Genomic DNA, 12,755 nt, shown 5'->3' with positions numbered 1-12,755 from the left:
GGGGTTTGTAGCTGTCGAAGGCGTCGCTTCTCGAGGTCGTGTCCGAAACAGCGGTCCTAACGGACTCGCGGTACCGATTGAAACGGGACGAAACCGGGCCGCTCCAGCCGATGTCAGTTCTCGGGCGCGACCGCTTGCATCGTCTCGCGGACCTGGTCCTCGTCGGCCCCGCGCGGGAAGCTGACGGCGATGGCGTCGAGGCCGTCGACGTCCTCGTAGCGCTCGAGTTGCTCGCGGGCGGTCTCGGGGCTGCCGGCCGCACAGAGGTCGTCGAGGATGTTCTCGTCGACCAGCTCGAGGGCGTGTTCGCGGTCGCCGTCCTGCCACGAATCGTAGATCTCGGTGGCCTCGTCGTAGCCCTGTCGCTCGAGGGCGTCGCGGTAGAAGGTACCCATGCCGCCGACGTAGAACCCGATGTGCTGGCGGGCCAGCGCACGGGCTTCCTCGGGGTCCTCGAGCGCGCAGGCGGTGACGCCGGCGGTGACCTGGACGTCGTCGGGGTCGCGGTCGCCGAGGTCGGCCCCGCGTTCGATGTCCGCGATTCGCTCGTCCATCCCGTCGGGAGTGAGCATGATGCCGTGCCAGCCGTCGGCGAACCGGCCCGCGAGTTCGACGGCTTTCGGTCCCATCCCCGTCACCTCGATCGGGGGCGAGGTTTCCGGTGGCTCACACCGCAGCCGGAACCCCGAGAGGTCGAACTCGTCGCCGTCGTAGTCGACCGTCTCGCCGGAGAGAACCTGCCGGACGATCTCGACCGTCTCGCGGGTGCGCTTGAGCGGGTTGCCGAACTCGACGCCGTGCCAGTTCTCGATCACGACGGGGCCACTCGGACCGAGCCCGAGCCGGAAGCGGCCCTCGGAGAGTTCCTGCAGCGTCGCCGCCGTCTGGCCGAGCAGGGCCGGCGATCGCGAGTAGGTGTTGAGGATGCTCGAGCCGATATCGATCTCCTCGGTGCGTTCGGCCATCGCCGAGAGGACGGTCACGCCGTCCCGACCCCACGTCTCGGGGAGCCACGCGCAGTCGTAGCCGCCGTCCTCGGCGGTCCGTGCGTAGTCGACGATCGAGTCGATCGTCGGCTGTGCAGCGACCGGAAGGTGGACATCTCTGTCTGTCATCGTTGTCCACAGACGAAACCGTCCCTTTTGGGTGTATGGGAACCGGCGGCGTGGGGACGGCCGTTTACGCGTCGCCGAGGCGGTCGTCCCCGGGCCGGATAAAACCGGGCCGCAAGCGTCGCGTTCGCGCGCTATTCGACGATGAACCCGCTGGCCAACTCCAGGACTTCCGAGCGAGACCGGGGCTGGTCGAAGGCCATCGGGAACCCGATCTCGCCGCTCAGCTCCCGCAGGTAGGAGGCGTGTCGCGCCTCGACGCTGTGGATGCTCAGCGCCGGCGGAATCAGTGCCGCGTTCTCGATCGACGGCGCGGCGCCCGCGTAGGCCGAGACGCCGATGTCCTCGAGCGCGGCGGCGGTGGCGACGAACTCGGCGGGGTCCTGTACGGCCGTTCCGAAGTCGAACTCCGGACTCGAGACGGGATCGCCGCCGAGCGCTTCGATCGTCTCGGCCAGCGTCTCCACGTGCGTGATCTCGTGATCCCGAACGACTCGGAGGCGATTGACGACCGGTGCCCCCTCCGGTCCCAACTGCTCGAGGGCGGCCTCGTCGATGTTCCGGATGCCGCGGGTGTAAAACACCGCTTCGAGGTACTCGAGCGTAAGCGCGTAGTTCAGGATCGCGATGTCGTTTTCGAACTCGTCCGGCACCGCCTCGGGCGGTTCATCGACGGGGTCGTCGGCTGTTTCGTTCGATTCGTTGTGATAGTCGTCGCCGCCCGCCGCCGCACTGCCGGCAGCGCCGGTGGCCAATACGCCTGCGAGTCCGCCGAGGACGGGTCGACGACCGAGGTCGAACCGATCCGAATTGTCCGTCATTGGTGGGTAGTACCCGGTCGATCAACTCTCGAGACGCCGCTAAATAGCGAGTAATCGTTTCCGCGTCTAACGTGGAGTTCCGACAGTCGACCTTTCTTGCTTCGGTCACCCTACCCGTATAATGGTGGCGGTACACGAACCGGTCCGTCTCGGACTGAAGAAACCGCTCGTTTTCCGAGACGTGTCGTCGAAAACGCGTGTCCGTCCGCGGGTGAAGACCCCGCGTTCGGCGGTCGTCCGCGGGGCGACCACCGATCGAACGGCCCGGTCTCCGGCGTGCGCGCGTCGCCGGCTACACGTCGTGGTCTTCTTCGATCTGCGGGACGCCCTGGGCCGTGATCGTCTCACCGACGATGTACGACGAGGCCGGACTGGCGAGGAACTGGGTGAGGTCGGCGATCTCCTCGACGGTGCCGATCCGCCGTGCAACGTCCGTGCGGTCGATATCGTCCGCGGAGACGCCCATCTGGCTCTCGACGCCGGGCGTGGCGACGAAGCCGGGCGCGATACAGTTGACCCGAACGTCGTCGTCGGCCCACTCGTAGGACAGCGTCGTCGTGAGGTTGATGACCGCGGCCTTGGCCGCGCCGTAGGGGCTCATCAGTGGTGAACCGCGCTGGCCCGCGACGCTGGCGAGGTTGATCACCGCACCGCCGCCGTCCTTGAGATGCTCCGCGGCGGCGTGGGTGCAGTGATAGGTGCCGTTGATGTTGATGTCGACGATCGTCTCCCAGCCGTTCGGGGAGATGTCGTCGAAGCCGGCCATAAAGGAGGCCCCGGCGTTGTTGACCAGCACGTCGAGTCCGCCGAACTCCTCGACGGTGGCCTCGACGAGCGCCTCGACGGCCTCGCGGTCGGTCACGTCACACTCGACGGCCAGCGCCCGCCCGGGACTGTCGCTCTCGTTGATCCCCTCGGCGACCGGATCGACGTTGTCCTGTTCGCGCGAGCAGACGACCACGTCGACGCCGTCCGCGGCGAACCGCTCCGCGATCGACTTCCCGATCCCGCTCGAGGACCCGGTAATGATGGCGACGTCGCCGTCGACGCTGAATCGGTCGGTACTCATACGCGATCACCGGCGACTGCGTGCGTGTTGGTTTCCATTGTTAGCCCCAACTGGCTATTTGCAGTAACTGTTAATAAAGATGGGTATGAATACCGTACCGTTAAGTGAATGCGAATCACCTGCACACATACTCATCCGACGGCGATCGGTCACCGACCGTCGCCGGGACCCAACCCATGAGAGGAACCACGCGAGCGAGCGGCGGATTCGACCAGACGAGTACGGAGACGGACGAGAGCGAACCGACCGACGGCCAGGGGTCGCGCCGATGAGCAGTGATGGAGCCGATGGCGCGGCTGCCCGAACGGACTCCGAGTGGGAGGCCGTCTTCTGGGACATCGGCGGCGTCATCCTCGGGCTCGAGTCGGTACAGGGCGCCCACGCCGAGTTCGTCGCGCAGCTCTGTGACCGCTACGACCTCGAGACAACCGTCGAGGAGGCCGTCGAGACGTGGCGGACGACCGTGGGCGACTACTTCCGCGAACGCGACGGCACCGAGTTCCGGTCCGCACGCGAGGGCTATCACCGCGCCGTCGCGGCCATCGTCGGCGAGGAGGTCCCCCGCGAGGAATGGGAGCCCCTGTTCGAGGAGATCGTCGCGGCGTCGATCGAGCCGGTGCCGGGAGCCGTCGAGGCGATCGAACGGCTGGCCGAGCGGGACCTCCACGTCGGCGTCGTCAGCGACGTCGACGACGCCGAGGGAAAACGGATGCTCGAGCGGTTCGGCGTCCGCGAACACTTCGACTCGATCACCACCTCCGAGGAGGTCGGCTACACCAAACCCGACCCGGCCATGTTCGAGACGGCCATCGAGAAAGCCGGCGTCGCCCCCGAGCGGTCGCTGATGATCGGTGACCGCTACGATCACGACGTGAAAGGAGCCGACGAGAGCGGCCTGCACGGCGTCGCCTTCGGTGCCGAGGACGGCCCCGCGGTCTCCTATCGGATCGAATCGCCCGAGGAAATCCTCGAAATCGTCGACGGGACACGAGACGGGTAGCGTTCTCGAGCGGCGTATCGATTCGAAACATCGGGCAGGACGTTCCCGACGGTCGCCCCGCCCGGTTCGGACTCGGTTGCCACCGCGTCGTCCGCGAGTCGGTATGTTGCATGGTAACTTCCATCCCGCAAACATTGTAAAAGAGAGTTCGTGGCGTAACTATTTTCGTAAAGGGGGAGATATAGTAGCACACGACAATGCCCACTGCAAAGCGAACCGCCACGAACGACACCGTATCGGCCCGCGACGACGGCCATAGCACCCACCGGTTCCCATGAGCGAGAACTACTACGAACGCCTCGTCGACGAGGACGCGCTGGTCGCGTATCTGGGGGAACACCTCGGCGAGGTCGACGAGTACGACATCGCCCGTCATCAGGAGGGCCACTCCAACGAGACGCTGTTCGTCACCTGGGGCGACCGGGAACTGGTCATCCGCCGGCCGCCGCCGGGCGAGACCGCCGATACGGCCCACGACGTCATTCGCGAATATCGAGTGACAAACGCGGTCGCCGACACCGACGTCCCGGTACCGACGCCGGTGCTTGCCTGTGAGGACCACGACGTCATCGGCAGCGACTTCTACGTGATGGAGCAACTCGAGGGCGACGTCCTCCGGGAGGACGAGCCGGAGCGGTTCGCCGACCCCGATCACCGTGAGCGCGTCGGCGAGGAACTCGTCGACACGCTCGCGACGATCCACGACCTCGACTACGAAGCGATCGGCCTCGAGGAGTTCGGCCGCCCCGAGGGGTACACGCAGCGACAGGTCGACCGCTGGGGTAAACAGCTCTCGTGGGCGTTCGAAGTGACCGAAGACGAACGCGAGGTTCCCGACCTCCACGAGGTCGGCGACTGGCTCCGCGATAACGTGCCCGACGAACACCCACACACGCTCGTCCACGGCGACTACAAGCTCGACAACGTGATGTTCGGGCCGGGGACGCCGCCGGAACTGATCGGCGTCTTCGACTGGGAGATGGCCACGCTGGGCGATCCTCGGGCGGACCTCGGCTGGATGCTGTCGTACTGGCGCGACGCGAAGGATCCCGATCCCGAACTCCCGGAACTGGTCACCCGGTTCATGGAACGGGAGGGGTATCCGACCCGCCGCGAACTGGTCGACCGCTGGGAATCGCGGACCGGCTACGAGTTCGAACACGAGCGGTTCTACCGCGCGCTCGCGGTGTACAAACTCGCCGGGCTCGGCGAGATGTTCTTCCGACGCTACCTCGAGGGCAACAGCGACGACCCGATGTACCCGAAGATGCGCGATCGCGTGCCGGCGCTGGCCGCGCGCGCCAAACGGATCATCGAGGGCGACGAGCCGCTGTAGGCTCGCGTCGTCGGGCCGGTTTTCTTCGGACGGGACACGCGTTCAGCGGTCGCGATAGCCATCGGACGCTGCCGGCACGCCACCACGACGTCGGTCGGCCGGTCCGCGCGAAACGTCGACGCCGCGGAACGGGCGCGTGCGAGCCGGCCGGTCGACCCGTCCGCTCGGCCGCTCCCCGACCGCCGTTACCGACGGTCGCGATGAACGCGAATCGACGTACGTGATGTGCAACGGCCGACAACGGGCTTAACATTGCTAATTCGGTTCGGTGGTATTAAGACGGTTCCCGGCAATGGAACGACCATGTCACTGGACAGCATCGACCGCGTGGCAGTACTCGGCGCGGGGAACATGGGGCACGGAATCACCGAAGTGACCGCGATGGCCGGCTACGATGTCACGATGCGTGACATCAAAGACGAGTTCATCGAGGACGGCTACGAGTCGATCAAGTGGAGCGTCGAGAAACTCGAGGAGAAGGAGATGCTCGAGGACTCCGCCGAGGAGGTCCTCGGCCGGATCGACACGACGACGGATCTCGAAGAAGCGGTCGCCGACGCCGACCTGGTCATCGAGGCCGCGCCCGAGGATCTGGACCTGAAACACGACATCTTCACCGACCTGGAGGAGTACACCAGCGGCGATACGCTACTGGCGACCAACACCTCGAGCCTGCCGATCTCCGACATCGCGGAGGCCGTCGATTCCTCGGAGCGCGTACTCGGCCTGCACTTTTTCAACCCGCCGGTCAAGATGGACCTCGTCGAGGTCATCTACGGCGAGGACACCAGCGACGAGGCGGCGGAAGCCGGCTACGAGTGGGTCGAGTCGATCGACAAGACGCCGATCTACGTCCGCAAGGACGTCCGCGGCTTCGTCGTCAACACGATCGTCGGCCCCTTCGGCGGCGAACCCGCGTTCATGGTTTCGAACGACGAGGCGACGATCCGCGAGGCCGACGCGACGATGGTCCACGAGCGGGGCTATCCGATGGGGCCGTTCGAACTCGGCGACCTCACCGGTATCGACGTCGGCTACCACGTCCGCAAGGAGGGCGACAGCCCGATCCCGCCGATCACCGAAGAGAAAGTCGAGGCCGGTGACCTCGGCCAGAAGACCGGCAAGGGCTTCTACGACTACGAGGACGGCGACGGCGCCGACTACGAGCCCGAGGACGCGGGCGACTTCGACTGGCTCCGCGTCGAGGCCCGCATGATCAACCGCGCGGCCTTCCTCGTCGGCGAGGACGTCGCAACCCCCGAGGAGGTCGACACCGGCGTCCAGCTCGGGCTCGGCTTCCCCGAGGGTATCTGCCGACGCGCCGACAAGATCGGCCTCGATACGGTCCTCGAGAAGCTCGAGACCCTCTACGAGGAGACGGGCGAGGACCGCTTCGAGCCCCACCCGTACCTCGAGCAACTCGTCGCGGAGGGCAAGACCGGCGAGGAAGCCGGCGCGGGCTTTTACAGCTACGACGACGACAGTCTCGGTCCCTACCACGACCTGAACTACGCCCTCGAGGACGGCGTCCTCTCCGTCGAACTCGACCGGCCCTCGCGGATGAACGCGCTCTCGGACGACCTGCTCGCCGAGATCGACGACCTGTTCTCGAACGTCGACACCGACGAAGTCCGCTGTGCGACCATCGAGGGCGCGGGCGATCAGGCGTTCTGTGCCGGCGCGGACGTCTCCGGCTTCAGCGACGCCGACCCGACCGACCTGATGGACGTCACGCCGGCCTTCGAGACGGTCAACGACTTCGAACGGCCCGTGCTGGCGAAGATCGACGGCTTCTGTCTCGGCGGCGGCCTCGAACTCGCGCTGGCCTGTGACCTGCGGGTCGCGACCGAGCGCTCCTCGTTCGGCGCACCCGAGATCAACCTCGGCCTGATCCCCGGCGGCGGCGGTACCCAGCGACTCACCCGCGTCCTCGGCGAGACCCGCGCGAAGGAACTGGTCTTCCGGGGCAACCACATCGACGCCGACCGCGCCGAGGAGTGGGGCCTGATCAACCGCTCGGTCGAGCGCGAGGACTTCGACGACACCGTCTCCGAGTTCGTCGACGACCTGGCCGGCGGCCCGCCGATCGCCCTCAAGATCGCCAAGAAGGTCATGAACGAGGGCGAGGACGCAAGCATCGCGGCCGCCGTCGCCATGGAGAGCCAGGGCTTTGGCCTGCTTTCCAGCACCGAGGACGTCCTCGAGGGGACCGCGGCGTTCGCCGAGGACCGCGAGCCCGAGTTCGAGGGCAAGTGACATGACCGACGGACCGGACGACCCGTCTGCGTGGCCCGAATGGGACTCGTTCGTCCAGAGCCACGGCTACCTGTCGTGGCTCGACATCGGGGTCGACTACCTCGAGGACGGGCGCGCGGTCCTCGTCATCGAGCAGAACGAGGACTTCGAGAACCCCATCGGTACTGACGGGCCGGATCCGGTTCACGGCGGCATCGTCGCGACGCTGATCGATACCTCGAGCGCGTTCGCGCTGCGGAGTACGTTCGAGAACCCCAGTGAGTCCCATCTGACGACGACCGATCTCAACGTCTCGTATCTGCGGCCGGCGACCGGTGACCTCCGCGCCGAGGCAGAGGTCCTCCGGGTCGGCGGTTCGACCGGCGTCACGGACGTGACGGTGACGGGCGACGACGGCGAGGCCGCCGTCGGCCGCACCACCTATCGGCTCTTCCGGGACGGTATCGACAGCGAATAACGCGTCTCGAGCGGCCGTGTCCCGACTCCCGGAGCCGTCGTGGTTCCGGCCGTCGAGACCACTCGTGGGTTCGATTTTCCGCGTGTCGACGGACCGTCGCTGTGAAAGCGAATATCAGTCGCTACGATCCTCGCCCAGTTCCTCGTAGATCCGCGGATCGGTCTGGAACTTGAGGACGTTGTGGATCGCCGAGTTACGAATGTTGGCGATGACTGCGCCGTGTTCGGAGTAGCAGTCGTGGATCCACTGGGACACCTCCTGTCGGTCGCGGAACATCATGATCGTCTTCCACTGGTACTCCCCGTCCGAGAGGAAGAAAAACAGGGTGTGTTTGTCCTGCTTGATGTACTCCATCGCGTCGCGCCAGTACTCGTCGAAGTGTTCGGGATTGAACTTGAACTCGAACAGCGCAAAAATATAGTACTCCTCGTTGGGGATGATCGCCTCGCGAAAGACGCCCTCGTCGCGCATCCGCCGGATCGACTCGCTGACGGTGACGTGAGAGACGTCGATATCGTACTCCGATTCCAGTACCTGTGTCAGTTCGCGCGAGGACAACTGCGGATCTGCCGAGAGTTCACTCAGGATCGCGATATCGCGGTCCTTGAACTCCCAGTTCGGTGGGTCGCCGCTCATGTTACCGTGAGTTTCGTTGCGGGCATGATTTTATGGTTCCGCTCCCGCGAGGAACTCGCGGAGCCGCTCGGCGTACGCATCCGATCGGTCCTCGGGGACCCAGTGGTAGGCCGCCGACAGCGGCGCGAGTTCGGCGTCGTCGATGTCACCGGCCAGTCGCTCGGCGTAGCTGTAGGGCTGCATCACGTCATCTTCGCCCCACAGCAACAGCGTCTCGGCGTCGATCGCCCCGTAGTCGATCTCGGTCGTGTGGTTCGTGTTCGTTGCAACGGCGTTGCGGACCAGCGACAGGTGGCCCTCGTCGGTCAGCCACGGCGCTTTCATGCCCGCAACGAACTCGGAGTCGGCCTCGCCGTAGGCCCCCTCGACGAACGCCGCGTCGAGGCGGCCCTCGAGTTCATCGCGGTCGATGTCGGCGGTCGCGGGCAGGCCCAGATTCGAGACGAACTCGACGGGCCAGGAGTCATAGCAGACGGCGTTCGAGAGGACGAGCTGATCGACGATCCCGGGGTTGTGCGCGGCGAAGCGCAGCGCAACGCCGCCGCCGATGTCGTGGGCGACCAGCGCGATCTTCTCGAGACCGAGATCGTCGATCAAGGCCTCGAGGACGCCCTCCTGGGCGCGGATCGAGCGGTCGAAGCCGTCGCGCATCGCGGAGTTGCCGTAGCCGGCCATATCGAGCGCGATCGTCCGGCGGTCCTCGGCGACCGGCGGGACGACGTCACGCCAGAGATACGACCAGGTCGGGATACCGTGGACGAAGACGACCGGCGGTTCGTCGGCGTCGGCGGGACCGGCCTCGTGGTAGGCGATCTCGAGGTCGTGGTCGTCGACCGAGACGGTTGTGGCCGACTGTTCGTCGGCCCAGGTCTCGTGGTCGACCATCTACCGATCACCCGGTGTCGCCGTTCGGTTGGGGTCGCGGACCGGCTCAGTACTCCCAGCGCCGTCTCGTATGGCAGATACTCGCATTATCATTGGTGACATGCCACCAATTCAGTTTCCAAGATAAAGTCAGTTTGGGAGCAGACTACCGCTGTTAACTCGGTCGCCGAACGACGGCGGGGACGCGGTTCCATCGACCGTCCGGGCGGATCGCTACTCCTCGTCCGATCCGGTGGTAATCCCCGCCAGCGACTCCTCGCCGATCTCCTCGAGGACCCGCTCGTGGAACGACTGGAGGGCCGCGCTCTCGTCCTCGGCGAGGACGACGTCGCTTGCCGATAGCGTGGCCAGCCCGAAGGCTCGCGGCGTCGGCGAGTCAAGCGGCTGCCGGGTGAGTTCGATCCCGCCCGCGTCGATGGCGGCGACGATGGCCTCGATTTCGTCGACGTTGAGTTTGTCCTCGAGGATCTCGCGGTAGGTCTCCTCGATTACCGCAAAGTCCTCGAGATCCTCGGCGAAGCCAAGCAGCATCTCGCTGGAGACCTGCTGTTCGCTCGCCGACTTCTCGTAGCCCTTGTAGCGTTTGAGGATCATCAGCGCGCGGGTCGCGTTGATCCGGAAGTACCGCTGGAGCAGGTCGGTCCCCGACAGCGAGGCCCGGAGATCGTCCCGGACCTGGTCGGCCTTGAGGTCGGCGAGGATCCCCTCGAGGTCGACCTTCCGGTTGAGCGGCATCGAGAGGACGAAGCCGTTGTCCGCGACGGCGACGCGGACGTTGGCCGTCGCCTCCTGGGCGCAGCGATAGGCCAGCAGCCGGGAGAAGCCGTCGTTGACCTTCCGGCCGTACGCCGAGTGGACGTAGTAGTGGCGCTCGTACTCCTCCCGGTCGCGGACGACTTCGACGGCGAGGCGGTCGGGCGTGCTGACGCTCTCGGGACCGGCGTATCGACACTGGTGGTCGAACAGGCGAGCGATCGCGCGCACGCTGTCGTCGTCGAGCGGGAACTCCCGGAGCCACGCGCGGACCCGCGGCGGCCCGCCGGCCGCGTAGCGCTCGAGGAGGTCTCCCTGAAACGTCAGGATCTCGCGGCCGAGATCGTACGACAGCGGCAGGCGTTCGGAGTACCACGAGGGGACGGTCGGGCGCGCGCTCGTCCGGTCGACGTAGACTTTCGAGCCTCTGCGGTAGCGAAACTCGAAGTGGTCGCCCCCGAGGACGAAGACGTCGCCTTTCTCGAGAGTGTCGAGGTAGTTCTCGTCGAGTTGGCCGACCCACTCGTCGCTCGCGCGCGTGTAGACATCACAGGTAAACGAGTCGGGGATGGTCCCGATGTTGGTCATATAGATGACCCGCGCGAGGCGGCCGCGCTTGCCGATCAGTCGCTGACCGACCGGATACTCCTCGTGGTGGTGTTGGCCGTCGGGCGGGTCGTTCTCGTCGCGCCAGACCTTCGCGTAGACGTTCTTCTCCTCCAGCCCGGCGTAGTCGGCCGTGAGATAGCGCATGAGCGACTCGTACTCCGCCTCGGCGTAGTTCCGGTATGGATACGCCCGCCGGAGCGTCGCCTTCAGTTCGGACTCGGGGCGGATCTCGGCGATGGCCATCCCGTAGACGTGCTGGGCGGCCACGTCCTGGGCGTTCTCGGGGATCGACACCGAGTCGACGAACCCCTCCTCGGCCTTTTTGAGCATGACCGCACACTCGAGGAGTTCGTCCCGGTCGAGCGCGATGACGCGGCCGGTGACGGTCTGGCCGACCCGGTGGCCAGCCCGGCCGACCCGCTGGAGCAGGGCGGCGACCGATTTGGGCGAGCCGACCTGGACCACGAGGTCGACGTGGGGCATGTCGATCCCCAGCTCGAGGCTGGTCGAGGAGGTGACGACGTCGAGGTCGCCCGACTTCAGGCGGCCCTCGATGTCCTGTCGGACCTCCTTCGAGAGGCTGCCGTGATGACAGCCGGAGTTTCCCTCGTCGTAGGCGTCGAACCGCTCCCGGAGGTTGTGCAGGACCCGCTCGGCCCCCGAGCGGGTGTTGGTGAACACGAGCGTGTTCGTGTGGGCCTGTATATGATCGTGGAGCATCCGGTAGAACCGGTCCTGGACGACCTCGCGGGGCGTGTTGATCAGGTCGTCGGTCGGACACTCGAGTTCGATGTCGAACTCGCGGGCGAAGCGGGCGTCGACGATCTCGTAGTCGCGGGCGGACCCACCGGGCTCCCGGCAGCCGACCAAAAACTCCGCGACCTCCTCGAGCGGTTCGATCGTCGCCGAGCAGCCGATCCGGGTGATCTCGCCATGGGCCATCGACTCGAGGCGCTCGAGGCTGACCGAGAGGTGGGTGCCGCGCTTCCCCGCGGCCAGCGAGTGAATCTCGTCGACGATGACGTACTCGACGGTGCGGAGCTTCTCGCGGAACTTCGGCGAGTCGAGCAGGATCGCGAGCGTCTCGGGGGTCGTGTTGAGGATGTGGGGCGTCTCCTCGAGCATCTTCTGGCGCTCGCTGTCGTCGGTGTCGCCGTGACGGATGGCGTGGCGGATCTCGCCCATCCCCTCGCCGTCGCGTCGGTCGACGACGGATTCGATCCCCTCGAGGGGCACCGTCAGGTTGCGGTGGATGTCGTTGGCCAGCGATTTGAGCGGCGAGACGTAGAGACAGTAGACCGAGTTCTCGAGGCCACCGGGAGACGCCGTCTCCCGAGCAGACGGACTTCGTCCGTCGACGTCGGACGACTCGCGGTCGCGCCGGTAGAGTTCGTCGATGATCGCGGTAAACGACGCGAGGGTCTTGCCCGACCCCGTCGGCGCACAGATCAACGTGTTCGTCCCCGCGTGGACGTTCGGGATCGCGCCCCGCTGTGGCGGCGTGAAGAAGCCGCCGTTCTCGGGGACGAACTCGCCGAACTCCTCGATCCACCACTCTTGGACGGCGGGCTCGAGCGAGTCGAAGACGTCGCGGTCGGCGATCGTCGTGGTGTCGGGATCGAAGGGCAACTCGGCGTCGGCAACCGGCAACTCGAGGCCGTCGTTCCCGTCCATGCTCGTCGTCTCAGGGGGCGGCGTGTAAGAGGGTTTGGACGGCGCAGTGAAAGTGAAATCGCTGGCGGGGACCGCGCCGACGGCAGTCGCGCCGGGGGGCCGACGGCCGATGACAGTCACGGGGGAGCCACAACACAGATATCCCCT

Annotated in this window: 10 protein-coding genes; 4 read left to right on the top strand and 6 right to left on the bottom strand. The window is 66.2% G+C overall.

The window, feature by feature from the left end; genetic code table 11:
* Positions 1–113 precede the first annotated feature (113 nt).
* The 3 genes from NP511_RS14780 to NP511_RS14770 form a co-directional block, all read right to left on the bottom strand.
* Positions 114–1,115, bottom strand: coding sequence for a TIGR04024 family LLM class F420-dependent oxidoreductase (locus NP511_RS14780; RefSeq protein WP_049966100.1), 1,002 nt, complete (start codon positions 1,113–1,115; stop codon positions 114–116).
* A 131-nt stretch (positions 1,116–1,246) separates the two neighbouring features.
* Positions 1,247–1,933 (bottom strand): ferritin-like domain-containing protein, encoded by a 687-nt coding sequence (locus tag NP511_RS14775; RefSeq protein WP_049966099.1) that lies wholly within the window; start codon positions 1,931–1,933, stop codon positions 1,247–1,249.
* Between the two features lie 292 nt (positions 1,934–2,225).
* Positions 2,226–3,002 carry an SDR family NAD(P)-dependent oxidoreductase gene (locus NP511_RS14770; RefSeq protein ID WP_006649717.1) on the bottom strand — a complete coding sequence of 259 codons (777 nt, stop codon included), beginning with the start codon at positions 3,000–3,002 and terminating at the stop codon, positions 2,226–2,228.
* A gap of 268 nt (positions 3,003–3,270) precedes the next feature.
* Here NP511_RS14770 and NP511_RS14765 point away from each other — a divergent pair, with 268 nt between their 5' ends.
* The 4 genes from NP511_RS14765 (at position 3,271) to NP511_RS14750 (ending at position 8,051) form a co-directional block, all read left to right on the top strand.
* Complete coding sequence (locus NP511_RS14765) at positions 3,271–4,002, top strand: HAD family hydrolase (protein WP_049966098.1); 732 nt, start codon at positions 3,271–3,273, stop codon at positions 4,000–4,002.
* Between the two features lie 274 nt (positions 4,003–4,276).
* Positions 4,277–5,338, top strand: a complete 1,062-nt coding sequence (locus NP511_RS14760; protein WP_049966097.1) for a phosphotransferase family protein — start codon at positions 4,277–4,279, stop codon at positions 5,336–5,338.
* Positions 5,339–5,641: 303 nt separating this feature from the next.
* A complete protein-coding gene (locus NP511_RS14755) occupies positions 5,642–7,594 on the top strand; it encodes a 3-hydroxyacyl-CoA dehydrogenase/enoyl-CoA hydratase family protein (RefSeq protein WP_049966096.1) in 1,953 nt (650 codons plus the stop codon).
* Position 7,595: 1 nt separating this feature from the next.
* Positions 7,596–8,051, top strand: coding sequence for a PaaI family thioesterase (locus NP511_RS14750; protein ID WP_006649721.1), 456 nt, complete (start codon positions 7,596–7,598; stop codon positions 8,049–8,051).
* Positions 8,052–8,165: 114 nt separating this feature from the next.
* On the opposite strand, the gene NP511_RS14745 is transcribed toward NP511_RS14750, so the two are convergent.
* From NP511_RS14745 to NP511_RS14735, 3 genes are all read right to left on the bottom strand, one after another.
* Positions 8,166–8,687: an Lrp/AsnC family transcriptional regulator gene (locus tag NP511_RS14745; protein ID WP_049966095.1), complete on the bottom strand. Its 522-nt coding sequence runs from the start codon at positions 8,685–8,687 to the stop codon at positions 8,166–8,168.
* Positions 8,688–8,717: 30 nt separating this feature from the next.
* A complete protein-coding gene (locus tag NP511_RS14740) occupies positions 8,718–9,572 on the bottom strand; it encodes an alpha/beta fold hydrolase (protein ID WP_049966094.1) in 855 nt (284 codons plus the stop codon).
* A gap of 213 nt (positions 9,573–9,785) precedes the next feature.
* Positions 9,786–12,608: an ATP-dependent helicase gene (locus tag NP511_RS14735; protein WP_049966093.1), complete on the bottom strand. Its 2,823-nt coding sequence runs from the start codon at positions 12,606–12,608 to the stop codon at positions 9,786–9,788.
* Positions 12,609–12,755: the final 147 nt, after the last annotated feature.

Origin of the sequence: Natrinema thermotolerans (assembly GCF_031165565.1) — an archaeon.
GTDB lineage: Archaea > Halobacteriota > Halobacteria > Halobacteriales > Natrialbaceae > Natrinema > Natrinema thermotolerans.
This window is presented reverse-complemented; position numbering and strand designations above follow the sequence as displayed.